22 protein-coding genes are annotated in these 22,571 nt (G+C 65.0%); 2 read left to right on the top strand and 20 right to left on the bottom strand.

Annotation, left to right across the window (positions count from 1 at the left end; translation table 11 throughout):
- Positions 1-26: 26 nt before the first annotated feature.
- From HMPREF3097_RS09315 to rlmN, 6 genes are all read right to left on the bottom strand, one after another.
- Positions 27-614, bottom strand: a complete 588-nt coding sequence (locus HMPREF3097_RS09315) for a 4Fe-4S dicluster domain-containing protein (RefSeq protein ID WP_246821359.1) — start codon at positions 612-614, stop codon at positions 27-29.
- 256 nt (positions 615-870) lie between these two features.
- On the bottom strand, positions 871-1,476 hold the full coding sequence (locus HMPREF3097_RS09310) for a TorD/DmsD family molecular chaperone (RefSeq protein ID WP_070762020.1): 606 nt from the start codon (positions 1,474-1,476) through the stop codon (positions 871-873).
- On the bottom strand, positions 1,476-2,447 hold the full coding sequence (locus tag HMPREF3097_RS09305) for a dimethyl sulfoxide reductase anchor subunit family protein (protein WP_070762019.1): 972 nt from the start codon (positions 2,445-2,447) through the stop codon (positions 1,476-1,478). Before HMPREF3097_RS09305 ends, HMPREF3097_RS09310 begins: the two co-directional genes overlap by 1 nt.
- Before the next feature lie 4 nt (positions 2,448-2,451).
- Entirely contained in the window at positions 2,452-3,093 is a 642-nt protein-coding gene (locus tag HMPREF3097_RS09300) for a DMSO/selenate family reductase complex B subunit (RefSeq protein WP_012360075.1), read from the bottom strand.
- Between the two features lie 23 nt (positions 3,094-3,116).
- Positions 3,117-5,576, bottom strand: coding sequence for a DMSO/selenate family reductase complex A subunit (locus HMPREF3097_RS09295; RefSeq protein ID WP_070762017.1), 2,460 nt, complete (start codon positions 5,574-5,576; stop codon positions 3,117-3,119).
- 162 nt (positions 5,577-5,738) lie between these two features.
- Positions 5,739-6,851, bottom strand: coding sequence for a dual-specificity RNA methyltransferase RlmN (gene rlmN / locus HMPREF3097_RS09290; protein WP_070762015.1), 1,113 nt, complete (start codon positions 6,849-6,851; stop codon positions 5,739-5,741).
- A gap of 49 nt (positions 6,852-6,900) precedes the next feature.
- Here rlmN and HMPREF3097_RS09285 point away from each other — a divergent pair, with 49 nt between their 5' ends.
- Positions 6,901-7,422, top strand: a complete 522-nt coding sequence (locus HMPREF3097_RS09285; protein ID WP_371260109.1) for a LapA family protein — start codon at positions 6,901-6,903, stop codon at positions 7,420-7,422.
- Positions 7,423-7,429: 7 nt separating this feature from the next.
- On the opposite strand, the gene HMPREF3097_RS09280 is transcribed toward HMPREF3097_RS09285, so the two are convergent.
- From HMPREF3097_RS09280 to rpsB, 5 genes are all read right to left on the bottom strand, one after another.
- Positions 7,430-8,431 carry a phosphatidate cytidylyltransferase gene (locus tag HMPREF3097_RS09280; protein ID WP_070762011.1) on the bottom strand — a complete coding sequence of 334 codons (1,002 nt, stop codon included), beginning with the start codon at positions 8,429-8,431 and terminating at the stop codon, positions 7,430-7,432.
- A 56-nt stretch (positions 8,432-8,487) separates the two neighbouring features.
- On the bottom strand, positions 8,488-9,045 hold the full coding sequence (gene frr / locus HMPREF3097_RS09275; RefSeq protein WP_070758862.1) for a ribosome recycling factor: 558 nt from the start codon (positions 9,043-9,045) through the stop codon (positions 8,488-8,490).
- 99 nt (positions 9,046-9,144) lie between these two features.
- On the bottom strand, positions 9,145-9,840 hold the full coding sequence (pyrH, locus tag HMPREF3097_RS09270; RefSeq protein ID WP_222863800.1) for a UMP kinase: 696 nt from the start codon (positions 9,838-9,840) through the stop codon (positions 9,145-9,147).
- 204 nt (positions 9,841-10,044) lie between these two features.
- Positions 10,045-10,863, bottom strand: coding sequence for a translation elongation factor Ts (gene tsf, locus HMPREF3097_RS09265; protein ID WP_070758860.1), 819 nt, complete (start codon positions 10,861-10,863; stop codon positions 10,045-10,047).
- A 178-nt stretch (positions 10,864-11,041) separates the two neighbouring features.
- Complete coding sequence (rpsB, locus tag HMPREF3097_RS09260; protein WP_070758859.1) at positions 11,042-11,851, bottom strand: 30S ribosomal protein S2; 810 nt, start codon at positions 11,849-11,851, stop codon at positions 11,042-11,044.
- Between the two features lie 516 nt (positions 11,852-12,367).
- Here rpsB and HMPREF3097_RS09255 point away from each other — a divergent pair.
- Entirely contained in the window at positions 12,368-12,994 is a 627-nt protein-coding gene (locus HMPREF3097_RS09255) for a M23 family metallopeptidase (RefSeq protein ID WP_070762009.1), read from the top strand.
- Between the two features lie 47 nt (positions 12,995-13,041).
- Here the strand turns inward: HMPREF3097_RS09255 and HMPREF3097_RS09250 are convergent, their stop codons facing one another.
- The 9 genes from HMPREF3097_RS09250 to HMPREF3097_RS09210 all read right to left on the bottom strand — a co-directional run bounded on the left by HMPREF3097_RS09250 (position 13,042) and on the right by HMPREF3097_RS09210 (position 22,544).
- The gene (locus tag HMPREF3097_RS09250) at positions 13,042-14,025 is read right to left on the bottom strand and encodes a tyrosine recombinase XerC (RefSeq protein WP_246821358.1); all 984 of its coding nucleotides are present in this window, start codon (positions 14,023-14,025) and stop codon (positions 13,042-13,044) included.
- A 61-nt stretch (positions 14,026-14,086) separates the two neighbouring features.
- Entirely contained in the window at positions 14,087-15,343 is a 1,257-nt protein-coding gene (dprA, locus tag HMPREF3097_RS09245) for a DNA-processing protein DprA (RefSeq protein ID WP_070762005.1), read from the bottom strand.
- Complete coding sequence (locus HMPREF3097_RS09240) at positions 15,340-16,956, bottom strand: YifB family Mg chelatase-like AAA ATPase (protein ID WP_070762004.1); 1,617 nt, start codon at positions 16,954-16,956, stop codon at positions 15,340-15,342. Before HMPREF3097_RS09240 ends, dprA begins: the two co-directional genes overlap by 4 nt.
- On the bottom strand, positions 16,956-17,405 hold the full coding sequence (locus HMPREF3097_RS09235; RefSeq protein WP_070762002.1) for a YraN family protein: 450 nt from the start codon (positions 17,403-17,405) through the stop codon (positions 16,956-16,958). Before HMPREF3097_RS09235 ends, HMPREF3097_RS09240 begins: the two co-directional genes overlap by 1 nt.
- A gap of 236 nt (positions 17,406-17,641) precedes the next feature.
- Positions 17,642-17,950, bottom strand: coding sequence for a DUF2469 domain-containing protein (locus HMPREF3097_RS09230; protein ID WP_012360061.1), 309 nt, complete (start codon positions 17,948-17,950; stop codon positions 17,642-17,644).
- Positions 17,947-18,672, bottom strand: a complete 726-nt coding sequence (locus HMPREF3097_RS09225) for a ribonuclease HII (protein ID WP_070762000.1) — start codon at positions 18,670-18,672, stop codon at positions 17,947-17,949. Before HMPREF3097_RS09225 ends, HMPREF3097_RS09230 begins: the two co-directional genes overlap by 4 nt.
- 2 nt (positions 18,673-18,674) lie before the next feature.
- A complete protein-coding gene (lepB, locus tag HMPREF3097_RS09220; protein WP_070761999.1) occupies positions 18,675-19,568 on the bottom strand; it encodes a signal peptidase I in 894 nt (297 codons plus the stop codon).
- Between the two features lie 140 nt (positions 19,569-19,708).
- Positions 19,709-20,050, bottom strand: a complete 342-nt coding sequence (rplS, locus tag HMPREF3097_RS09215; RefSeq protein ID WP_012360058.1) for a 50S ribosomal protein L19 — start codon at positions 20,048-20,050, stop codon at positions 19,709-19,711.
- 130 nt (positions 20,051-20,180) lie between these two features.
- Positions 20,181-22,544, bottom strand: coding sequence for a Tex family protein (locus tag HMPREF3097_RS09210; protein WP_070761997.1), 2,364 nt, complete (start codon positions 22,542-22,544; stop codon positions 20,181-20,183).
- Positions 22,545-22,571 lie beyond the last annotated feature (27 nt).

The raw sequence follows: 22,571 nt of genomic DNA, 5'->3' as shown, positions 1-22,571 counted from the left end.
CTGGTTACGCATATAAGAGACACGCCCTAGTCGAGGGTGAAGCCAGGAGGCAGCCAGGAGGAAAACGGGTCGGCGGTGGTGCGCTCGCACGTGGGGCACAAGGTCTTCGCCGTGCCGTCCTCCCCTTCCCCGGCCGGAAAATCCGCCCCGCAGCGGCGGCACTGCGAGACCGGGAAACTAGTGAGTTCGCGTACGTCCCCGTCAACCAGGTCGGCCAGCTGCAGGTGGCCACTGCTGCTCAATGCGCCGTAGGGGCAGCTGGCGACACAAGTATTCTCCCCAGTGCAGGCGGCGAGGTTCTGGGTGAGGCTGGCCACCGAATCCACGACCGTGAGCTCCAGGGCAGAGCTCGGGCACATCTGGGTGCACACCCCGCATGCTTGACAACCGGAGGAGATCAGCCGCGGGGCGTCCAGCTCAATGCTGGTGTCGGGCTGGGTTCCCAACACCTGGTGCGCTTGAGCGAGCCGGATCATTGTCGGGGCGTTCGGATCCACCACGATCTCCCCGTCCCCCAGCGCTCCCAGCCCGATCAGCGCCCGACGGGACACTGGCACCTGGGTTGCGTCCAGGTATTCTGCCGCGCGCAGCACCCGCCCCTGAGGAGTGTCCACTAGTTCCACACCCGTCGCGCAGCGTTCCGGGTGGACATCCCGGCACGGCAAGACGCGCACGCGTTGCGCGCCGCAGGCCAGCAAAGCGGGCCCCAGGGATGGGTCCTCACCTGCGCAGCCCGGCAACAAGACGGGGCTTTGGTTCCGGGGGAAGCGCGGTAGCTGCGCATCGGCACACACAAGCACGACGTCGGGGTTCATGTCTCGCGCCCACCGGTAGAGCCGATGGCGTTGGTCGGCGCTTAAGAGCTCAGGGTTAGTGCTCGGCGCGGACATGGGCCAACACTCCCTCGCTCAGCTCGGCCAGGGCACGATAGGTCGCGGTCCGGGCGTGCTCCCGGAGCCCCTCAGCCACGTCGCCGGCGAAGCAACCCAGGTGCTCGCTCACGAAGCGGTACAAAGCCGGCAGCGCGGTCGCGTTGCCTTCTGCCACCTGGCCTGCCAGGTGGGCAACGAAGGCAAATTCGTAGCCGATGTGATCATCCGGAACCCGGGGGTTTGGTACCCGCAGACCGTGAGCCGCATAAGCCTCTCGGACGGCAACCGTCTGCTCCTCGAAGAGCAGCCCCTCCTTCGACAGGTACGGCGACTCGTAGGGCTGAGCCAGCGGTTTGCCGATCCCGGTGAAGAGATAGAGGTGGTCGCGCTCGAGATCCTCGTGGCTATCGACATTCCCCTCCCGCACCGCTTCGCGCAGCATGGCGATCCCCCGCTGGGATTGCTGGTCAGTCAGCGGCCACTGCGCCAGTGCGTCGTCGTCCTGCAACGCCCCGCGCAACTCGGAGTTGGGGGCAGCCAGGAAGAGCTGGGAGACCACCAAGGCGGCCTCCGAGATGGCCGCCAGGTCCTGCTCGGCGCCCATCAAATCCCGATCCTGTCCATGCCGCCATAGAAGATGAAGCGGCCGATAACCTCAGAGATCGTCACGAGGATGTAGCTGGTCATCACCAGCGTGAGCAGCAAGTTGATGTCGTCCCGCTTGGTCCGCGCCAGGAATAGGCCCATCAGCCCAGCGCCGATGATCAGCAGGGCCAGCCGCAGGACGAACCACCCGGTCGGGAAAGCGAAGGCCGCGGGGTTGACCGAATCTGGTCGGCTATAGGCGAAGATGATCACGAAGAGCTCGATCGGGAGCAGCAGCACGGAGAGCACGCCGATGCCCTGCAGCGAGCGCTGCACCAGCCGGTTGACGTAGTCCACGTGGGTATCGCTCATGTCTGCCGGGCGACGGTTGGCGGGCATGAGCTTGTTCAGCCAGGGCTTGTCCCGCAGCTTCGGGAACCACGCGAGCGCCGTGCCGATCGCGAGCGCGCCACTCAAGAAGGTGGTCACATAGAACTGCGCCGGGGTGGTCCAGTGATCCCAGTGCGGGATCGTTGGCAGCATGTAGAGCCGCGCCATGGACCACACGAAGGCCAGGCCCCACAGCGCGGTGACGATCGCCAGCACGAAGCGCAGCCGGGAGCTTCCCCAGTGGAACCACTGGGTGGCGGCGAAGGCGAAACCCAGTACGGCGAAGCCCACGCCCATCATGACCTCCTGCGCGAGCGGAGAGCTCGGCACGCCCCGGATCACGTTGATGCCGTTCATGGGATTGCCCAGGTGGAAGAACGCGGCGATGAAGCCGGCCACCATCAACGGGCCAATCGCGTAGAGTGCGGCATCCGATACCCGCTCCAATGCCTGCGCCTTGGCCTCGGCGCGGTCCTTATCGGCCACTGCCCCGACCCTCCGGCGGGAGCTCACCTGGATCAGCCCCAGGATGATGAACGCGCCCACGGCCATTTGGGACAGGATCGTGAAGAAGGTCAGCGGCCATTCCTGCAGAAACACTGGTCTAGATCTCCTGGCGATTCATGATCTCGCCGTGGTTGGTATCCCACTCCTTCGCATCGCGGTGCGGGCGAATGACGAGGTTGGGCTTGGTGATGCTCGGATCAGGCAGGGGTGCGACGGCGCTGATATCGCCGTACTTCTCCCGCAGCTCGTCGATCGGGCCCCAGTCCAGGGCACGCGACGGGCAGGCGGTGACGCAGGCGGGCTCCTCCCCCTCCGCTCGAAGGTCGGCGCACAGGTCGCACTTGCTCATCTGCTTGGTCTCCGGGTTGAACTGTGGCGCGGAGTAAGGGCAGGCCCACTCGCAGTAGCGGCAGCCGATGCACTTGTCGGGGTCGACGGTGACGATGCCGTCCTCCCCCTTGTGCATCGCGGTCGTCGGGCAGACCTTCGCGCAGATCGGGTCCTCGCAGTGATTGCAGGAGATCGACGTGTAGTAGGTGAAGGTGTCGTGGTTAAACACCCCGTTGGCGAGGTTCCAATCCCCGCCGGAGTACTCCACGACCCGGCGCCAGTTGGTCCCCAGCGGGGTGTCGTGCTTGTCCTTGCATGCGATTTGGCAGGCCTTGCAGCCGTTGCACAAGCTCTGGTCGAAGTAGAAACCCAGCCGCTGGTTTTCTTGGGAAGCGTTCTTCTTAGCCATGTTTTCCTCACCTTCGGCCTTGACTAGGCCTTCTCAACCTCAACGAGAGTCGTGTGCTGGGCATTGCCCTTGCCCAGCGGGGATGGGTGCCAACTGGTCAGCGTGTTGACGCTGGCTCCGGCGTCTACCCCCTTGGCGTCCGGTGCAAACCAGGACCCCTGGGGAACGGAGATCACGCCGGGTGCGATGCGAGGGCTGACCCGGGCAACGGACTTGATCCTGCCGCGGTCGTTGAACGCGTAGACCTCGTCGTCGTTCTTGATGCCCCGCTTGCGGGCGTCCAGCGGGTTGATCCACAGCACCTGGGGGTGTGCGTCGTCCCGGAGCCAGTCCACGTTTGCGTAGGACGAGTGCGTGCGGCCCTTTGTGTGGTGGCCGATGCACTGCAGCGGGTACTTGCCGCCGCTGGTGTATGCCTTGTGCGCCTCCGCGGGGCCCTCCCACGTGTCGACGTGTTCCGGCAGCGCGGTGATCTCATCGCCAGGGGCGGCGTTCGGGAATTCCCACTCCTTGCGCAGCTTCGCGAGCTCCTCGGAGTAGATCTCGATCAGCCCGGACGGGGTCTCGAGTGGATTGGCTACGGGGTCCTCGCGGAATTCCTTCAGCGGGATCACCGACTCGCCGGCCCGCTTCCACACGCCCATTTCCTTAAGCTTCTCGTAGCTCGGCAGCTCGGGGATCTCGCGAGCAGATTCCGCGATCGTATGCTTGACCCACTGCTCCTGGGTGCGCCCCTCGGTGAACTTCTTGCCCACCCCAAGGCGCTCGGCCAGCTCCGCGCAGACCTCGTAGATCGGCTTGGTGTTGTGGATCGGTTCGATGGCCTTGGAGGCCAGGATCGTGTACTCCATGTTCCCGGCACTGCCCTGTTGGATGACGTCCTCCTGTTCGGCGGTAGACGCATCCGGCAGGACGTAGTCGGCGTAGCGGGCGGACACACTCATCTGGATGTCGCTGACGACGATGAGTTCCGCCTTGTCCTCCCTGCGCAGCAGCTCGATCGTGCGATTGAGGTCGCCGTGCTGGTTGGTATTGGCGTTTCCGCCGTAGGACCAGATCATCTTGATCGGGACGTCCAGCTTGTCCTTGCCCTGCACGCCGTCGCGGGTGGCGGTCATCTCCTCGCCACGTTCGACGGCCTCGGTCCATCCGAAGACCGGGATCGCGGTCTCGATGGGGTTTTCGTGCTGGGTGTTGAACGGGCTTGCCATGCCGAGGTTCGCGGAGCTTTCGCGCGCGCCGGTGCCGCCGCCCCTGATGCCGATCTGCCCGATGACGGCTGCGAGCAGGAAAATCGCGCGGGCCTGATTCTCGCCGTTGGCGTGGCGCTGCGGCCCCCAGCCCTGGGTGATGGCGCAGGGCTTGGCCTGGGCGATCTCGCGCGCCAGCTGGGTGATCCGGTCGGCCGGCACCCCGGTGACTTTCGCGGCCCACTGTGGGCTCTTCTCGATGCCGTCGGGGCCTTTGCCCATGACGTAGGAGCGGTAGGAGGAGTTCTTCGGCGCCGAGTCGGGCAGAGTGTGCTCGTCGAAGCCGACGGTGTATTTGTCGAGGAACTTCTGGTCCTGGAGGTTCTCCGTCAACATGACGTGGATGAGCCCGGCGACGAGCGCGGCGTCGGTGCCGGGACGCAGGGCCACCCATTCATCAGCGAGCGCGACGGAGGTTTCGGACTGCCTCGGGTCGATGACGATGGTCTTGACCCCGTGCTCCTGCTTGATCTTCTGAGTCACGAAGGTTTCCCCGCCGCCCGACATGCGGGTTTCCAGCGGGTTATTGCCGAACATGACCTGGAGCTTGGAGTTCGCGACGTCGTCGAAGGAGTTCGAACCGACCCACTCCCCGTAGTGGTACGGGTAGGCCGAGGTGATCTGAGCCGTGGAGTAGTCCGAGTAGTGGTTGAGGTAGCCGCCCCACAGGTTCATCAGGCGCGCGAACGGGGTCTCGACGGGCGGCCAGGAACGCGCGATCGTCGCCCCGATGACGCCGGTGCCGTACTGCAGGTAGAAGGCCTCGTTGCCGTAGGTGGACTTGATCTCCGTCATCTTCTCGGCGATCTCGTCGAGAGCCTGTTCCCAGGAGATCTCGACCCACTCGCCGTCGCCCCGCTTGGTGCCTGGCTTACGCTTCAGTGGGGTCTTCAGGCGGTCCGGGTTGTAGATGCGGTGCCGAATCGAGCGGCCGCGGACGCAGGCGCGGATCTGCTGAGTGCCCAGCTCCGCGTCGCCGGTGTTATCGGCCATGACCTGAACGATCTGGCCGTCCCTCACCTTGAGGCGCAGCGGGCAGCGCGAGCCGCAGTTCACGGTGCAGGCGGACCAAACGATCTTCTCATCGGCCTCTTCCTGGCCCATCGCCGGGATGCCGAGGAACTGCTTGCTCAGTGCGTCGCCCGCACCCGAGGCGACCAGGGCGCCGGCACCGCCAGCCGCGGCCGACCAGCCGAGAAAACGCCGACGAGTGACTTTATTAAGACTAGCCAATTGAACGCCTTCACTAAACCTATGGACTCTTAACCGGATTTTAGCAATCCCGAGAATGCAGAGTCGAGGTTTTCCGGCGTAAAGTTGATCACAAAACGCCTGTACTGGTGGGGTTTTCCCAGCAGTACAGGCGCCTTGTTTTCACGGAACCCCTGGGGGTCGCTAGTCCTCCTCGGCAGCGAGCTGGCCACAGGCCGCTGCGATCTCCTGCCCCTTCGTATCGCGCACGGTACACGGCACGCCCTGCTCGATCACACGCCGGACGAACTCATCCTGACGCTCCTTCGGGGACGCATCCCACTTCGAGCCCGGGGTCGGGTTCAGCGGAATGAGATTGACGTGCACCTTGCTGCCCAGTGCCTTGTGGAGCTTCTTGCCCAGCATGTCGGCCCGCCACGGCTGATCGTTGATGTCGCGGATGAGCGCATACTCGATGGACACGCGGCGACCGGACTTCTCCGCGTAATACGCGGCGGCGTCCAAAACCTCTTCGACGGACCAGCGGTTATTGACCGGGACGAGGGTGTCGCGCAGCTCGTCGTCCGGGGTGTGCAGGGACACGGCCAGTCGGACGGACATGCCCTCATCGGCGAGCTTGCGGATCGCCGGGGCCAGGCCAACGGTGGACACGGTGACGTTGCGCTGGGAGATCCCGAAGCCGTGCGGCTCCGGCTGCGTGATCTGACGCACGGCCTCGACCACGCGCTTGTAGTTAGCCAGGGGCTCGCCCATGCCCATGAACACGATGTTGGACAGTCGCCCCTCGGTGCCGGCGACCTCACCATCGCGCATCGCGCGGGCGGCGTTGCGCACCTGCTCGACGATCTCACCCACGGAGAGGTTGCGATCCAGCCCACCCTGGCCAGTCGCGCAGAACGGGCATGCCATGCCACAGCCGGCCTGGGAGGAGATGCACAAGGTGGCGCGGCCCGGGTAGCGCATCAGGACGGATTCCAGCAGCGTGCCATCATGCAGCCGCCAGAGCGTCTTGCGGGTCTCCCCATCATCGGCATCGAGCTTGCGCAGCGGGGTCATCAGCTCCGGGAAAAGCTTCTCCTTGACGGCCTGTCGGCTGGCTTCCGGGAGGTCCGTCATCTCGACCGGGTCGCCCTCGAGGCGACCGTAATACTGGTTGTACAGCTGCTTCGCACGGAACTTCGGCAATCCGAGCTCCACCACTGCCTCCTCAACCTGCTCAGCCGTCAGGTCGGCGAAGTGCTTGGGCGGAAGGCCGCGGCGAGGCGCGGAAAAATTCAGTTTCACGGGGGTAGCCATAGTGAGCCCCATTATTCCACGTATGCCCTCTACCTCGCGATTCCGGGCCATGAGCCCAGATAAGCCGGTGCCGAAGAGTAGCGAGGGCACCCCGGTGATGGCAGCTGGCCGCACAGTTCGTTTGAATAGAGGTATGACGAACCCAGGCACCAATCCCCAGAATCCTGATTTTCAGCCCGCCGACGAGGCCTTCAACGAGCCTCCGGCAGAGGCTCAACTACCCGCCGAGCCCGCCGCAGAAAACAACTCGGCAACAGCACCCACCCAGGGGGAGGTCGCCCCCGTAGCGCAGGCTGAGCAGCAAGAGCGTACCCACCAGAACGTGAAGGGCTCCGTCGCAGCCAGCACGTGGGCGGCGCTGATCATCGGCGCTCTCGTGCTGATTCTCCTGCTGGTGTTCATCCTGCAGAATCAGACGGAGGCCCAGCTGGTCTTCTTCGGCTGGGAGTGGAGCTTCCCCATCGGCATCGGCATGCTGATCGCCGCGATCGCAGGAGCCCTCATCATGGCGATGGTCGGCATCGTGCGGATGACGCAGCTGCGCCGCCAGATCAAGCGCGGCTATAAGTAACGTCGGCCTAGCCGATCAGGTTGAGGACCACCCAGGTCACCATCGCCGCGGGCAGCATCCCGTCGAGGCGGTCCATCAGCCCACCGTGTCCAGGCAGCATGCCGGACATGTCCTTGATGCCCAGATCCCGCTTGAACTGGGATTCCACCAGGTCTCCCAGGGTGGCGCAGACGGACAGCCCCACGCCCAGCCCGATCCCCAACCACCAGGGACCACCCAGCAACAGGGCCACCGCGAGCGCGCCGACCACGGCGGCGCTCGTCACTGAGCCTGCGAAGCCCTCCCAGGACTTCTTCGGGCTCACCGCAGGAGCCATGGGGTGCTTGCCGAAGAGCACGCCGAATGCATAGCCGCCCACATCATTGGCGACCACGCAAAGCATGAAGGTGATGATGTAGAAGGCTCCGGGGGCGTCGGCGGACTCCAATCGCGACAGCATCGCCGCGAACGCGCCGAACATCGGAATCCACGTCAACACCATCACCCCCACCGCCATATCGCGCACGTAGTTATGCGGTGGCGAGTGTCTGCCGTGGTGAAACAGGCGGGTAACCATCAACAGCAGCACACTGCTGGCAAACCCTGCCACCAACCCCGTGGGGCCAAAGGGCCAGGAAAGCAGGATCATCGCGGTGGATCCCACCACGAGCACCGGGAGGCTCAGCACATAGCCGGCCTCCAGTAGGCGGCGCCAGACCTCGTAGACCGCCAGGCCCATGCCCACGACGAGCAGGGCGTACCACAGCAACGGCGAGAGCAGCGAAAGGATGACGATGGCGCCGAGAATCAGCGCCGTCGTGATCGCATGCTTAAGGTTTCGCCCAGGGTTGATCTGCTTGGCGGGCTTAGCCGCCTCCCCCGGGGCGGTGCTCCCGGGCTCCGATGCAGGATTCGACGCGTGAGCTGCCACCGCACCTCGCCTTTCTGGCCGCCTGCCGGCAGCCCCCTCATGAGTGTGTGCACTTTGCCCTCTTAGCGCGACATGCCCGCTCACAACGCGAGCGGGCATGTGTTGTGTGCTTAAAGGGCTATCAAGAGCTCAAGGAGCCCTCCTCAAAGAGGTCCCTAGACCTCCATCAGCTCCTCTTCCTTGCGCTCAACAAGCTCGTCGACCTGCTTGACGTAGTTCGAGGTGGTCTTCTCGAGCTCGTTCTCGCTGGCGCGAACCTCGTCCTCGCCGGCATCGCCGTCCTTCTGGATCTTCGCGAGCTGTTCCATACCGTGGCGGCGGATGTTGCGGATCGCGATCTTCGCGTCCTCACCCTTGGACTTGGCCTGGCGCACCATCTCGCGGCGGCGCTCCTCGGTGAGCTGCGGGATCGTCACGCGCAGCACTTGGCCGTCGTTGGTCGGGTTAACGCCCAGGTCAGAGTTGCGGATCGCGTTCTCAATAACCTGGATCTGGGACTGCTCATAGGGCTTGATGAGCATCATGCGCGCCTCGGGAACGCTGATCGTCGCCATCTGGGTGATCGGCGTCGGGACACCGTAGTACTCGGCGATCACGCTATTGAACATGGCCGGGTTAGCACGCCCGGTACGGATCGTCGTGAGGTCTTCGCGCGCGAACTCGACGGAGCTCGTCATGCGCTCTTCGCATTCCAGGAGAATTTCGTCCATCATGGCTACCAATTTAGCAGCCCTTGCCCCCAACTCTCCTGTTTGGTGCGGCGAGGCGGACTGTTCTTGCCCGCCTCACCCGCGTGCCGCCATCGTGGCGGGTTACTTCACCTCGGAGCTGACGAGCGTGCCGATGCGCTCGCCGGCGCAAGCGCGGGCGATATTGCCCTGCTCCAGGAGGTTGAACACCAGGATCGGCATGTCATTGTCCTTGCAGAGGCTGAAGGCCGTCGCGTCGGCGACCTTGAGGTTGCGCTCAAGCACGTCCTGGGGGTTGATCTCGTGGAAGAGCTCAGCGTCCGGGTTCGTGCGTGGGTCATCCGAGTACACGCCGTCAACCGCCTTGGCCATCAGCAGAACCTCGCAACCGATCTCGAGGGCGCGCTGGGCTGCGGTGGTGTCCGTGGAGAAGTAGGGCATGCCCATGCCGGCGCCGAAGATGACCACACGCCCCTTCTCGAGGTGGCGGTCCGCGCGCAGCGGAAGGTAGGGCTCAGCGACCTGGGTCATCTGGATGGCGGTCTGCACGCGGCAGTCCACGCCTTCCTGCTGCAGGAAGTCCTGCAGGGCCAGGCAGTTCATGACGGTGCCCAGCATGCCCATGTAGTCAGAGCGGGAACGGTCGAGGCCACGCTGCTGCAGCTCCGCGCCGCGGAAGAAGTTTCCACCGCCGATGACCACAGCCACCTGCACGCCACTGTTAGCGACTTCGGCGATCTGGCGTGCGACGTTCTGAACGACATCTGGGTCGATGCCTACGGCTCCCCCACCGAACATCTCACCGCCCAGCTTCAACATAACCCGCTTATAACCGGACCTGTGTGGCGCGTTACTCAACGAATCTCCTTGTCTCGCTTCAGATGTTGAACAGGATTATAGCGCACAATAAAAGCCGCCCACCCGTGTGAAACGGGTGGGCGGCTCAAACTATCGCCATGCCGTGGCGCGGTGCCGTGCTAAGCGACTAAGCCACGCCGTGAAGGCACGGGATCAGTGTCGGGTTTAGCCCTGGCCGATCTCGTAGCGCACGAAACCGGTCAGCTTCACGCCTGCCTCGTCCATGACCTGCTTGACGGTCTTCTTGGACTCGGTGACGGACGGCTGCTCCAGCAGGACGACGTCCTTGAAGTAGCCCTTCAGGCGACCCTCGATGATGTTCGGCAGAGCCTTCTCCGGCTTGCCCTCCTCACGAGCGGTAGCCTCGGCGATCTCGCGCTCCTTGGCGACGGTCTCGGCCGGGACGTCATCAGTGGACAGGAAGCTGGCCTTCAGAGCGGCGACCTGCATGGCGGCCGCGCGTGCAGCCTCCTCGTTCTCGCCCTCGTAAGCAACGAGCACGCCGACTGCCGGCGGCAGGTCAGCGGAGCGCTGGTGCAGGTAGACAGCAACCTTGTCGCCCTCCAGGGTGACAGCGCGCTTCAGCTCGAGCTTCTCGCCGATCTTGGCGGAGAGCTCCTGCAGGGCGTCGACAGCCTTCGCGCCGTCGACCTCGACTGCCTCGAGCTCCTCGCGGGAGTTAGCGTTCGCAGCGTCGGCTGCCTGAGCAACCTTGTTCGCGAAGTCGATGAACTCCTGGTTCTTTGCCACGAAGTCGGTCTCAGCGTTGACCTCGATCATGGTGTTACCGGAGACTGCGATCAGGCCCTCGGATGCGGAGCGCTCAGCGCGCTTGCCGACGTCCTTGGCACCCTGGATACGCAGGATCTCGATGGCCTTATCGAAGTCGCCCTCAGCCTCGACGAGAGCCTTCTTGCAGTCCATCATGCCGGAGCCGGTCATCTCACGGAGCTTCTTGACATCAGCAGCGGTGTAGTTCGCCATCAGTGGCGACCCTCCTTCGTATGGAAGTGGTGAAAGAATGAATGTGCTGTCAGCCAATAAGTCTAGAGGCAAATCCCCGCCACGTGTGGCGGCGGGCAGCACACTCACTGGGCAGGCCGAGATACGGCCTTTCCGTGTGAGGCATCGAGCGGGGCGTGCGCGCCCCACTCAACACTCTTTAGGCCTCGGTGGACTCGGCCTTCTCCTCGGCTGCAGCCTCAGCCTTCACAGCCTCAGCGTCCGCCTCGGACTTGCCGGTGTCGCCGGCGGCGTCCTTCGCAGCAGCTGCCTGACGCTCCGCGCGAGCCTTGCGGCCCTCCTCAACAGCGGAGGAGATGATGGAGGTCAGCAGGTTTGCGGAACGGATCGCGTCGTCGTTGCCCGGGACCGGGTACTGGACCTCGTCCGGGTCGCAGTTGGTGTCCAGGATGGCGACAACCGGGATGCCCAGCTTCTTCGCCTCGGAGACAGCGATGTGCTCCTTGTTGGTGTCAACGACCCACATTGCCGACGGGACCTTGGTCATGTCGGCGATGCCGCCCAGGACACGCTCCAGCTTCTCGCGCTCGCGGTTCAGAAGGAGGATCTCCTTCTTGGTGCGGCCCTGGTAGCCGTCCTCGGCTGCGTCCATAGCCTGCAGTTCCTTCATGCGGGCCAGGCGCTTGGAGACGGTCTGGAAGTTGGTGAGCATGCCACCCAGCCAGCGGTGGTTGACGTACGGCATGCCAACGCGCTCAGCCTCGTTGGCAACGGCCTCCTGAGCCTGCTTCTTGGTGCCGACGAACAGGATGTTGCCGCCGTGGGCGACGGTCTCCTTGACGAACTCGTAGGCCTCGTCGATGTAGGTCAGGGTCTGCTGCAGGTCGATGATGTAGATGCCGTTGCGGTCGGTGAAGATGAAACGACGCATCTTCGGGTTCCAACGACGGGTCTGGTGACCAAAGTGGACGCCTGCATCCAGCAGTTCGCGCATAGTAACAACAGCCATGGTGTTACAGGGGCAGCTTTGAAGCGTTTTCCTCGCCTTGTAGCGTTGCCGCCCCTTCCTCGCTTTCGAAAGTTTGGGGTTTTACGGTTTTCTTCTTCGGCGCACTCGACGAACTTCCATTCGGCTTATGCGACCGGCCGGCAGACTCCCCGGGCTGCGCCACCTGTATTGACCCGCAATCAGCGGGACCGTAGGTGGAACCTGTTGGGGACACGAGGCATCTACGTGTAGTCAGTCTGCTCGCTATCTCGCCGCCGGTTGCCCGGGGTGTTGTGTTCTTGACGTCGCTGCGATCGCCACTAGCGGGAGGCCTCGTGTTCTCCGCTGGCACGGTTCGCGCGGCGCATCATCCCCGGGTAGTGCGGGAAACGTGAGCACACTGCACCCGGATACTTTAGTCGCTCTGGCTTGTTAATCCAAGTGGTTCCCTACCCGGTGTGTATCCGTCGATCTTCCCTGTCCACAGCCCGTTCTTCGCCCTTCTTTTGAGGACGTCGCCTGCGGCAGGTTTGAGGCATGTTCCGCTTTCTTTCTTCCGCTCGTTTCTGTGGCCGACTGTTCGCAGCGGCCTGTGTTTTCAGCTTGACGTCGACCATCGCGGTGGCTCCGGTTCCGCCAGTGGCTTCCGCCGTGGAGGAAGCGCAACAAGATCGCGGGGGCGTGCTGCGGGGCACTGATCGGCTGAACCGTTCCCACCGCGTGCCGCTCGTCACGGACTCCCCGACCTCCCCCGCTGCAGCGGAGACCCTGGTGACCCGGCCACTCGATATTCCGGAGAAGGACTGGCTACCCGGCCACCGCGTTGTGGACCTGCGGGCAGCGCCAGGTGCGGACGTCCTCGCCAGTATGGGCGGGCAAGTCAGCTTCGTCGGCACAGTCGCGGGCACACCGGTGGTGACGATCCGGCACCGGGATGGGGTGCACACCACCTACGAGCCCGTATACGCGGAGGTCACCAAGGGTGAGTCCGTATCCCGGGGCCAGCGAATCGGTCGGCTCGCGAATGCGGCGTTGTTGGGCGATAGTGCCCGGAAGCCGGATGGGTTGTCCTGGGGCGCGTGGGTCAAGGGCACGGATGGGCGGAAGCGATACCTCGATCCGTTTGAGCTCTTGGGCTCGGTGCGCGTGCGTCTATTGCGCTAGCTCCGCGTGGTGTGGGGCGCATGTTGCGGGCTTCGTGGTGCGGGCCGTTATTCTCCCGAGCGCGGGTGGGCTTGGCGGTAGGCGGCCTTGAGCCGCTCGGCGCCGACGTGAGTGTAGATCTGGGTGGTGTTCATCGAGGCGTGCCCCAGAAGTTCCTGGACTACCCGCAGATCCGCCCCGCCTTCGAGCACGGCGGTTGCTGCGGAGTGGCGGAACCCGTGTGGGGACATGTGCCCCACTGTGAGCTCCGGGTGGCGGCGGATGGCCTGGTCAACTACTCGGCGGATCTCCCGTTGGTTGAGCCGACCCCCGCGCACCCCAACGAGCAGCGCCGGATTACCACGCGGGGCAAGCTCACCGCGGTGGGAAAGCCAGTGTGTGAGAGCCTCATCGATGATTCCGCCGTAGGGAACCACGCGGGTCTTATTTCCCTTACCGGTGACACGCAAGAGCCGGTTGGCCCGGTCGAAATCCTCGACGTCAATGGCCTCGGCCTCGCCAACACGAATGCCGGTGCCAAACAGCAGCTCGGCGATGAACCAATCCCGCACCCGGCGCGCTGTGGCGCGTCGCCGTTGCTTCTCGCCTGTTGGCTGCGTGGCTGCTGGAGCGTCGTCGACGTCGTGGTCGGCGGTCGGGGGTTCGAGGGCATCACGCTTGAGCCCATCGAGGAGGGTGCGGGCCTGGTCACTGCGCATCACGCGTGGCAGTGTCTTCTCTCCCTTGGGCAGCCGGAGCGCAGAGACCGGGTTCGCGGGGAGCACCTCGCGCTGGGCGAGAAACTTCCCGAAGCCTTTCATGCTGGAGGCCAGACGGGAGAGCCGGGACCGGCTGGCGCCATCGTCGGCCGCGTACCCCAGCACGTCGCGTGCGTGGTCGAGGGTGAAGGACTCAATATCCCGCAGCCCCTCGAGAGCGTCGGTGAGGTCCCGCTGGTAGGCCCGGATCGTGTTTTCCGACCGGCCGAGGTTATAGCGCAGGTAGTCCACGTAGTCCTCGAGGAGGAGTTGCGGGTCGCGGGGTTTCGGCATGCAGCTCAGCATAGCTGTTGTGGTTCAGCAGAGCTGTTGTCGTGGTTCATCGGCCCCTTGGCTATGCCTCCCCATCCACCCGGACCCAACGCTCCCCTTCCCTGGTGATGAGTCCCTGCTTGTCGAGTTCCTTGAGCGTCCGCATCACCAGCTGGATGGAGAGCCCGGTCTCCTGCTGGATGTCGCGCAGCGTTCCACCGCCTCCGCCAGGCAATCCGGCTGCGTCGTAGACGGTGACCTGGTTCAGCGACATGCTCTGCACCCCGGTGCCGGAGCCGAAGACCATCGCCTGCTGTTCGGGCACCTCGGCGTGGAACTGGCTCGAGGCCTCCACCAGCTCCCGGACGTGGCTGGCGGTCCAGACCGGTTGGGCCCGGCCGTCCCGCAGGCGATGGAGCACCCCCTGGCTGAGTGCTGTATCCACGGGCCCGGGCACCACCATGGGCTGGTTGAGCATGACCTCCGCCCAGTTGAGGGTGTTCAGCGCCCCGGAGCGGTTGGCGGCCTGAGTCACGATGGTGCCTGCGGACAGGCCGGCGACCAGTCGGTTCCGGGTGAGGAAGCGGTGCCGGGCGGGGTGGGTACCCAGCGCGTACTCGCTAACAACAACCCCGGACTCCGCGATCTGGTTGAACATCCCCACGTGCTGCCTGGGGTAATCCACGTCGAGTCCGCAGGCGAGCACCGCGATGCTCGCGCCCCCGGCGCGCAGGGCGGCGGTGTGGGCGCAGCGGTCCACTCCGCGGGCTCCGCCTGAGACGATGCTGTAGCCCTCCAGGGCGAGGTCCGTGCTGAGCTGGGTGCTCAGCTGCGCCCCATAAGCATTGGGCTGCCTGGTGCCAACGACGGTCACCGACTGGCGGCTTAAGTTCCGCAGGTTGCCGTTGCCCCGTAGCCAGAGGGCAAAGGGTGCTGCGGCAAGGCCCCGGACGGCCGAGTTCTGGTCGCTGCCGCGGTCATCAATCCGGGCGAAGGCGTGATCCAGGGTCTCTGGCCACTCCTGGTCCAGCGGGGTGATCAGCCGGAACCCCGCAGCCGTTGCGGCATCGAGTTCGGCTTCCGGATCGCAGTCCACGCGCGTGGCAGTCGATTCCAGGATCCTGCGCGGCAGGCTGGGGTCACGGTGGCGAATGCGGCTGGCGAGCCCCCGCACATCGGGAGCCACTCCCTTTCCCGCGTCCCGGTCCGCGAGCCGATTCTCCCACCCTTCAGGCCAGAGGAGGTTGAGAATATCCGTATTTGAGGCTTCGATGGTCTGCCGCAGGTAGATCCACGCGAGCAGGTTCTGGCGTTCCTCCGTGGTGCCACCAGGGCTCATGCTGGCACCTCCTCAGTGTCGGAAAAGAGCTCGGCAGCGTCCAGAACCTCCCCAACCCCGGGCCGGGCCACCCCGGCGAGGTCGGCGAGGCTCCACGCCACCCGCAACGCCCGGTCCACCCCACGCTGCGAGAGCGCACCGGAGGCATAGGCTTCCTGCAGCGCCACCATTCCCTCGAAACTCGCCGCGCACTCGGAGCGCAGCAGCCTGCCGGGAATCGTCGCATTCGTCACGGCCTCCCCTAGGTCGAGTTTTCGCCAACGGTGGTGGGAACGCTCCCTGGCCTGGGCGACCCGTTCCGCCACCACCGCTGAGCTCTCCGCTCGTCCCTCCTCGCTGTCGGCTCCACTCGTGGCCGTTGCCTGCGCACTCACCGGGAACTGTTGACCGATCAGCCGCTGCCTGCGGGTCTGTGCGAAGACGTCAATCCGGTCGCGGATGGGACCCGAGACCCGCGCATAATAGCGGCGGCGGTCCGTCGAACTACACGTGCACATGCTTGGATCCTCAGCACCGCAACGGCACGGGTTCGCCGCCATCACCAGCTGGAATCCCGCCGGGTAGGAGACACTGCGGCGGGCACGCGCGATCTCCACCCGGCGGGACTCCATCGGGATCCGCAAGCAGTCCAGCACCCCCGAGCGGGTCTCCGCTGCCTCGTCCAAGAACAGCACACCGTGGTGGGCCAGGCTGATCGCGCCGGGCTGCAGGTTCGGCCCGCCACCAACAAGCGCGGCTTGGGTCACCGAAGGGTGCGGGGAGACGAAGGGTCTCACCCCGGCCCAGATCGGGCCAAGGTCTCCCCGGCCACCGGCAATCGAGTGAATCGCGGCCGCCTCGACCTGCTCGGTGGCCGACAGCGGAGGCAGGATCGTCGGCAGGCGCTCTGCGAGCATCGACTTTCCACTGCCCGGCGGTCCGGTGAGCATGATGGCGTGCCCGCCCACGGCGGCAATCTCCAGCGCCCGGCGCGCTTCGGCCTGCCCCACGATGTCGGCCATGTCGACCTCCTCATCCCGTGCCCCGTGCCCGGAATCCGGGGTCAGCGCGCCCACGGGTTTACTCACGGGGACAATGCTGCCGGAGCCACGCAGCCATGCGTGAAATTCCTTCAGGCTGCCCACGGCGAGGATGTCCAGACCGGCAACCACGTCGACGAGCTGCTGAGCATCGGGCAGGTTCTCCTCTGGGATCACGATGCGACGCATCCCCCGGCGTTGTGCGGACAGAATCATGGGGACAACCCCGGCGACGGCGCGCACCGTACCGTCCAGTCCGAGCTCCCCGACGACCACCGTGTCACTCAGGAGCTCCAGCGCGAACTCGGATAAACCCTGGGCTGCCAGGATCGACGCCACCATCGCCAAGTCGTAGCTGGAGCCCTCCTTCTTCACGTCTGCCGGCGACAGGCTCATCACGACCTTCGACTTCGGCCACGGCAGTGTGCTGTTCAGCATCGCCGCGCGAATCCGGTCACGAGCCTGCACCACCGCTGCATCCCCCAGCCCGACTACGCTGACCCCGGGCAGCCCCCGCCCCAGGTCGCATTCCACGGTCACGAGCATCCCGTCCAACCCGTGAAGGGCCATGCTTCTGGCTTGCCCGACTGCCATCACGCCACCCCCACCACGTGTTCCCGCACGCCAGCGGGGCCCACGTCGATGACGTCGAAACGCACCACATCGACCCCGCGCTGCTGTTCCGCCAGCCACTTCCCCGCAGCCAGTCGCATCCGGCGCAGCTTAGTCTGTGTCACTGCTTCCACGCCGGTGCCGTGGGCGGTGTCCTTGCGGTACTTGACCTCCACGAACACCATCTCGCCTGCGGGGTCGAGAGCAATGATGTCGAGCTCCGCGAACCGGCAGTGCCAGTTGCGCTCCACAATTCTCCAGCCCTGACTCACCAGATATTCCCCGGCCAGGTTCTCACCTTGTCGGCCTACCCCCACCGTCGAATCCGCTGTGCTCGGTCCGACCGAGCTCTGGCCGACCGAGCCCTGGCGAACCGAACCCCGACCGGTCACGTTTCGGCCGACCTGTGCCACCTGCGTTGCGCTATCCATCCCCCGTACCTCGCTGTCGTTGTCTTCCGCTGCGCGTGGAAAATTCCTTCACCCATGCCCTGCCCACGCAGCTGTCGTACCAGGGCAGCGTGTGAGGCTAGCCAAGCACGGTGGCCAGGGCGTTGACGTCCTGAAAAGAAAGCGGGAAGAAGAAAACCCCAGGAGCCTGTGGATAGGCGCTGGGGTGTGGATAACAGCGGGGCAAACGGAGCAGGAAGCCCGCGAGAGGTACCGGGCTAGTGCTCCGGCAGCTGCAGCTCGGGCTTGTCGAGTTCCTCGATGTTGACGTCCTTGTAGGTGATCACGCGGACGTAGCGAACGAAGCGGGCCGGGCGGTACATGTCCCATACCCAGGCGTCCGACATCCGGATCTCGTAATAGACTTCGCCGCCGGAGTTACGGGGCGTGAGTTCCACCGCGTTGGCTAGGTAGAACCGGCGCTCGGTTTCCACGACATAGGAGAACTGGCTCACGACGTCGCGATACTCGCGGTACATCGACAGCTCAACGTTTGCCTCGTAGTCGTCTAGCTCTTCAGCGCTCACTGGCCAGGATGTCCTTCCTCACGCGGTTGTGTGCTCGCCCACTCGGCATGTGCGGTGGCGACATTAGAGTAAGTGTAACGGTGTTCCGGGCAGCCACCATGGAGGCGCACCGCAGCCATGTGCTTCGCCGTGCCGTAACCCTTGTGGCCGGCCAAGCCATAGTCCGGATACTGCCCGTCCATCTCCACCATCAGGCGGTCCCGGGACACCTTCGCCAGAATGCTCGCGGCGCTGATCGCCGGGGACAACGCATCCCCCTTGACCAGGGGCGCGTGTTCGCACGCAAGCTCCGGCAGGTGCACCGCGTCGGTGAGGACCACGTCTGGCTCCACGGATAGCCCCGCAACGGCGCGGTACATGCCGTTGATGTTGGCGTACTGGATCCCCTTCTGGTCGATCTCGGCGGCGGGTATATGGACGATCTTGTAGGCCACCGCGTGCTCGGTGATGGCGCCGAAGAGCTTCTCGCGGCGGCGCGGGGTGAGCTTCTTGGAGTCGTTGAGTCCCTCCAGCTCGGGAACGTCGTGATCAGGCAGGACGCAGGAGGCGATGGTGATGGGGCCGCAGCAGGCACCGCGACCGGCCTCGTCCACCCCGGCCACGTGGGTAAACCCGTGGAATCGCAGGTAGTCGTCGACGAAGCTATAGCCCTCGGAGAGCGCCTGCTGCACCAGCTCGGCGCCGCGGGCGCGTGCTGCCGACTGTGGGGTGGGACGCGCCATGGCTACTGCTGGATATCCAGGTGAGCGACCCCGCCGATGCGGTCGATCGGCAGCACACGTGCGGAGACCTTACCCACCACGTTCTCCACCGGGATGGTGCCCTGGTGCTCGTCGCCCACGTGGCCGCGGGAGTCCAGGGAGTTGGTGCGGTTGTCGCCCATCAGCCACAGGTGGTCATCCGGCACGGTGATGGGGCCGAAGTACTCTCCCTGGCAGGCATCGGAGCCGGTTGCCGGGTCCACCGGGTTCACCAACGGGCTCATCGTGTAGGAATCGTCCACCTTCTTGCCGTCGACCATCACGCCGGGGTCGCCGGGGCGGCACTGGACAGTCTGCCCACCGGTGGCGATGACTCGCTTGACCAGGGCGTTTTCATCCGGGGCAATGATGCCGATCATGCTGCCGGCGTTCTGCAGCCCCTTGATCAGCCCATTGTCCGAACGCTGGGAGACGTAGGTCGTGTTCCAGGAGTCCTCACCGACAAAGACGACGACGTCCCCCGGCTTCGGCTCTTTACCACCGAGGTAGGCGAGCTTATTGACGAAGATCCGGTCATTCGTGCACCCCTCGCAGCCGTGCAGGGTGGGCTCCATGGATTCGGACGGGATCAGGTAGAGCCTGCCGACGAAGATATTGAACATGCCAAGAATCAGCATGGTGGCAACCAGGATGATGGGCATCTCCACCCACCACGGGTAGGTCTTCTTCTCCTTGGCCTTATCCTGCGACTCGCTGGTGGCCTTGGGCTTGTCGGTGGCCGTGGCCTCCCCTGCACGTGCTGGCCCATCCCCCGGCTGCGCAGCGGCATGGCCTGTCGCCTGCTGAGGCTCAGCGCCGCCTGCGTGCGGGGCCGTTGCGTCGGGGTTGGGCTGGTGCTTCTTGGGATCGGTAGTCACAAGGGTTCAGACTACCAGGCGGCCACCTGCGGCACTGGGACGTTCCATTCCCCGGGTCACCACCTCAGTCAGGCAAGAAAAAAGGGGAACGGAAGTGACTTCCGTTCCCCTCTCACGCGCACAATGTGCGGTGGCGCAGATTAGCGCTTCTCCTTGATCTTGGCTGCCTTGCCGTGGCGATCGCGCAGGTAGTACAGCTTCGCGCGACGGACCTTACCGCGGGACAGAACCTCGAGCTTGTCGATGTTCGGGGAGTGCACTGGGATGGTGCGCTCCACGCCGATGCCGAAGGAGACCTTGCGGACGGTGAAGGTCTCGCGGATGCCGGAGCCCTGGCGCTTGATCACAACGCCACGGAAGACCTGCACGCGGGACTTGCTGCCCTCGATGACCTTCAGGTGCACGTCAACGGTGTCACCTGCGCGGAACTCTGGGATATCGTCGCGCAGCTGTGCTGCATCGACCTTGTCAAGAATATGCATGGATTAATCCTTTGCTTGCCTGGATAGAGGATCCTCGCGGCTTTTCGATGCTCATCGCGCCTACGGGTTCGTACCCGGAACATAGTTAACTCGGATAGTATGCCAGCCGATTCGGCAGAAACCAAACCAGCTAGAAGCCGGCCTGCTTGAGAGCAGCGGCCATTGCGCCACCGGCTGTTGAACCGCCGCCGCGCTGTCCACCCCGCTTGCCACGGGAACCACCACGATTGTCGCCACGCTGTCCACCACGATTGCGTCCCCGGCCAGCCCGGGAATTCCTCTCTCCTGCCTCCCCGCGGCGACCTGCCCGACCGGAGCCGGACCCCTGGTCACCACCTGGCTCGTCGCTCAGGCGCAGGCTCAGGCCGATGCGCTGTCGGTCGACGTCGACGTCCATCACCTTCACCTTGACGACCTGACCGGAGTGGACCACCTCGTGGGGGTCCTGGACGAATCGGTCGGCCATCGCGGAGACGTGGACGAGGCCGTCCTGGTGCACTCCGATATCGACGAAGGCGCCGAAGGCGGCCACATTGGTCACCGTGCCCTCCAGCACCATGCCGGGGCGCACGTCGGAGACCTTCTCCACCCCCTCGGCCAGGCTCGCAGTCTTGAAGCTCGGGCGTGGGTCACGGCCTGGCTTATCCAGCTCTGCGAGCACGTCGCGCACCGTCGGCACACCGAAAGTCTCGTTTGCGTAATCCGCCGGTCGCAGCTTCGTGAGCACCGCGGAGTTGCCGATCAGTTGTGGCACCGCCACCCCGGTGTCCTCCGTGATGGCGCGCACCAGAGTGTAGGCCTCGGGGTGGACGGCGGAGGCGTCCAGCGGGTCCTCCCCGTCATGAATGCGGAGGAAGCCGGCGGACTGTTCGAAGGCGCGTGGGCCCAGGCGCGGCACCTTCAGCAGTTCCTTGCGGGAGCGAAAGGCACCGTTGTCGTGCCTGTGCGTGACGATATTCTCTGCCACGGATTTCGTAATTCCCGCGACCCGTTCGAGCAGCTCGGCACTGGCGGAGTTGACGTCCACCCCGACCGAGTTCACGGCATCCTCGACCACCGAGTCCAGGGAGTGGGTCAGCCACGTCTGGTTGACGTCGTGCTGGTACTGCCCCACCCCGATGGACTTCGGGTCGATCTTCACCAGCTCAGCCAGCGGATCTTGCAGGCGCCGGGCGATCGAGACCGCGCCACGCAGGGAGACATCCATGTCCGGGAACTCCCGCGACGCAACCTCGGAGGCAGAGTAGACGGAGGCCCCTGCCTCGCTGACGATGACCGGGGTCGGGCGCTTCCCGCTGGCCTCGGCGATGAGATCGGCAATCTCCCGGGCGAGCTTCTCGGTCTCGCGGCTGGCCGTCCCGTTACCCACCGCGAGCAGTTCGACGCCGTGCTCGGCAACCAGACCCGCAAGCTGGGTACGAGCCTGTTCCCACTTCGCGGCCCCGGAGTGCGGGTAGACGATGATCGTGTCCACCACCTTGCCGGTGGCGTCCACGACCGCGCACTTCACACCGTTACGGTAGCCAGGGTCCAGCCCCAGGGTGGCCCGCTGGCCGGCGGGTGCGGCGAGCAGGAGGTCGCGCAGGTTCTTCGCGAAGACATCCACGGCGGAGGCGTCCGCCCGCTCCTTCAACTTCACCCGGGCGTCCACGGCGGAGCTGACGGCGAGCTTGGTGCGCCAGCCGAAGCGGACGCACTCGGCGCGGAATTTATCGGCCGCATCCTCCTGCGGGCCGAGATCCAACCTGTCGGCGATGATTCCCTGGTAGAACTCGTCCTCCTCCCCTCCCGTGAGGTTCACGTGGAGCACGCCCTCACTCTCGCCACGCAGGATGGCGAGGATGCGGTGGCTGGGGAGCTTGTCGAGTGGCTCGGAGAAGTCGAAGTAGTCCCGGTACTTCGCCCCTTCTGTTTCTTTCCCATCGACGACGCCGACCTCGGCGACACCTCGGTTGAAGAACTCCTCACGGACTTCGCCAACCAGGTCCGCGTCCGTGGCGATTCGCTCGACGACGATGGCGCGTGCCCCGGCCAGTGCTGCCTTGGTGTCCTCGAATCCTTCGCAGAGGTAGCCCTCGGCGATGCTTGCCGGGTCTTCGGCGACCCCCGGGGCCAGCAGCGTGTCCGCGAGTGGCTCCAGCCCAGCGTCGCGGGCGATGGTGGCCTTGGTCTTCCGAGTTTTCTTATAGGGCAGGTAGAGGTCCTCGAGGCGGGACTTCGTCTGCACGGCGCGGATCTCGGCGGCAAGTTTGTCGGTCAGCTTGCCCTGCTCCTCGATGGCCTTGAGAATAGTTTCCTTACGCTCCTCCAGCTCCCGCAGGTAATTCAGGCGGGTGTCCAGCTGGCGGATCTGGGAATCATCCATCCCGCCAGTGATTTCTTTGCGGTAGCGGGCGATAAAGGGAACCGTATTGCCCTCGTCGAGCAGGGCGATGGTGGCCTGGACGTGCGACAGCCCGGCACCTAGTTCCTCGGCTAAAATCTCTGCGATCATTTAAGCCATTGTAGGTGCCGGGCTGTG

It is taken from the genome of Corynebacterium sp. HMSC27B11 (genome assembly GCF_001815985.1).
Classification (GTDB): domain Bacteria; phylum Actinomycetota; class Actinomycetes; order Mycobacteriales; family Mycobacteriaceae; genus Corynebacterium.
The sequence above is the reverse complement of the archived record's forward strand: the minus strand, read 5'-3'. Positions and strand labels throughout refer to the sequence as shown.

Excerpts from the sequence above, each read along its gene's own strand:
- HMPREF3097_RS09310 (WP_070762020.1), bottom strand. The coding sequence starts at position 1,476 with ATGGGCGCCGAGCAGGACCTGGCGGCCATCTCGGAGGCCGCCTTGGTG.
- HMPREF3097_RS09300 (WP_012360075.1), bottom strand. The coding sequence starts at position 3,093 with ATGGCTAAGAAGAACGCTTCCCAAGAAAACCAGCGGCTGGGTTTCTAC.
- rlmN (WP_070762015.1), bottom strand. The coding sequence starts at position 6,851 with ATGGCTACCCCCGTGAAACTGAATTTTTCCGCGCCTCGCCGCGGCCTT.
- HMPREF3097_RS09285 (WP_371260109.1), top strand. The coding sequence starts at position 6,901 with ATGAGCCCAGATAAGCCGGTGCCGAAGAGTAGCGAGGGCACCCCGGTG.
- HMPREF3097_RS09280 (WP_070762011.1), bottom strand. The coding sequence starts at position 8,431 with ATGCCCGCTCGCGTTGTGAGCGGGCATGTCGCGCTAAGAGGGCAAAGT.
- frr (WP_070758862.1), bottom strand. The coding sequence starts at position 9,045 with ATGATGGACGAAATTCTCCTGGAATGCGAAGAGCGCATGACGAGCTCC.
- pyrH (WP_222863800.1), bottom strand. The coding sequence starts at position 9,840 with ATGTTGAAGCTGGGCGGTGAGATGTTCGGTGGGGGAGCCGTAGGCATC.
- tsf (WP_070758860.1), bottom strand. The coding sequence starts at position 10,863 with ATGGCGAACTACACCGCTGCTGATGTCAAGAAGCTCCGTGAGATGACC.
- rpsB (WP_070758859.1), bottom strand. The coding sequence starts at position 11,851 with ATGGCTGTTGTTACTATGCGCGAACTGCTGGATGCAGGCGTCCACTTT.
- HMPREF3097_RS09255 (WP_070762009.1), top strand. The coding sequence starts at position 12,368 with ATGTTCCGCTTTCTTTCTTCCGCTCGTTTCTGTGGCCGACTGTTCGCA.
- HMPREF3097_RS09250 (WP_246821358.1), bottom strand. The coding sequence starts at position 14,025 with ATGCCGAAACCCCGCGACCCGCAACTCCTCCTCGAGGACTACGTGGAC.
- dprA (WP_070762005.1), bottom strand. The coding sequence starts at position 15,343 with ATGAGCCCTGGTGGCACCACGGAGGAACGCCAGAACCTGCTCGCGTGG.
- HMPREF3097_RS09240 (WP_070762004.1), bottom strand. The coding sequence starts at position 16,956 with ATGGCAGTCGGGCAAGCCAGAAGCATGGCCCTTCACGGGTTGGACGGG.
- HMPREF3097_RS09235 (WP_070762002.1), bottom strand. The coding sequence starts at position 17,405 with ATGGATAGCGCAACGCAGGTGGCACAGGTCGGCCGAAACGTGACCGGT.
- HMPREF3097_RS09225 (WP_070762000.1), bottom strand. The coding sequence starts at position 18,672 with ATGGCGCGTCCCACCCCACAGTCGGCAGCACGCGCCCGCGGCGCCGAG.
- rplS (WP_012360058.1), bottom strand. The coding sequence starts at position 20,050 with ATGCATATTCTTGACAAGGTCGATGCAGCACAGCTGCGCGACGATATC.
- HMPREF3097_RS09210 (WP_070761997.1), bottom strand. The coding sequence starts at position 22,544 with ATGATCGCAGAGATTTTAGCCGAGGAACTAGGTGCCGGGCTGTCGCAC.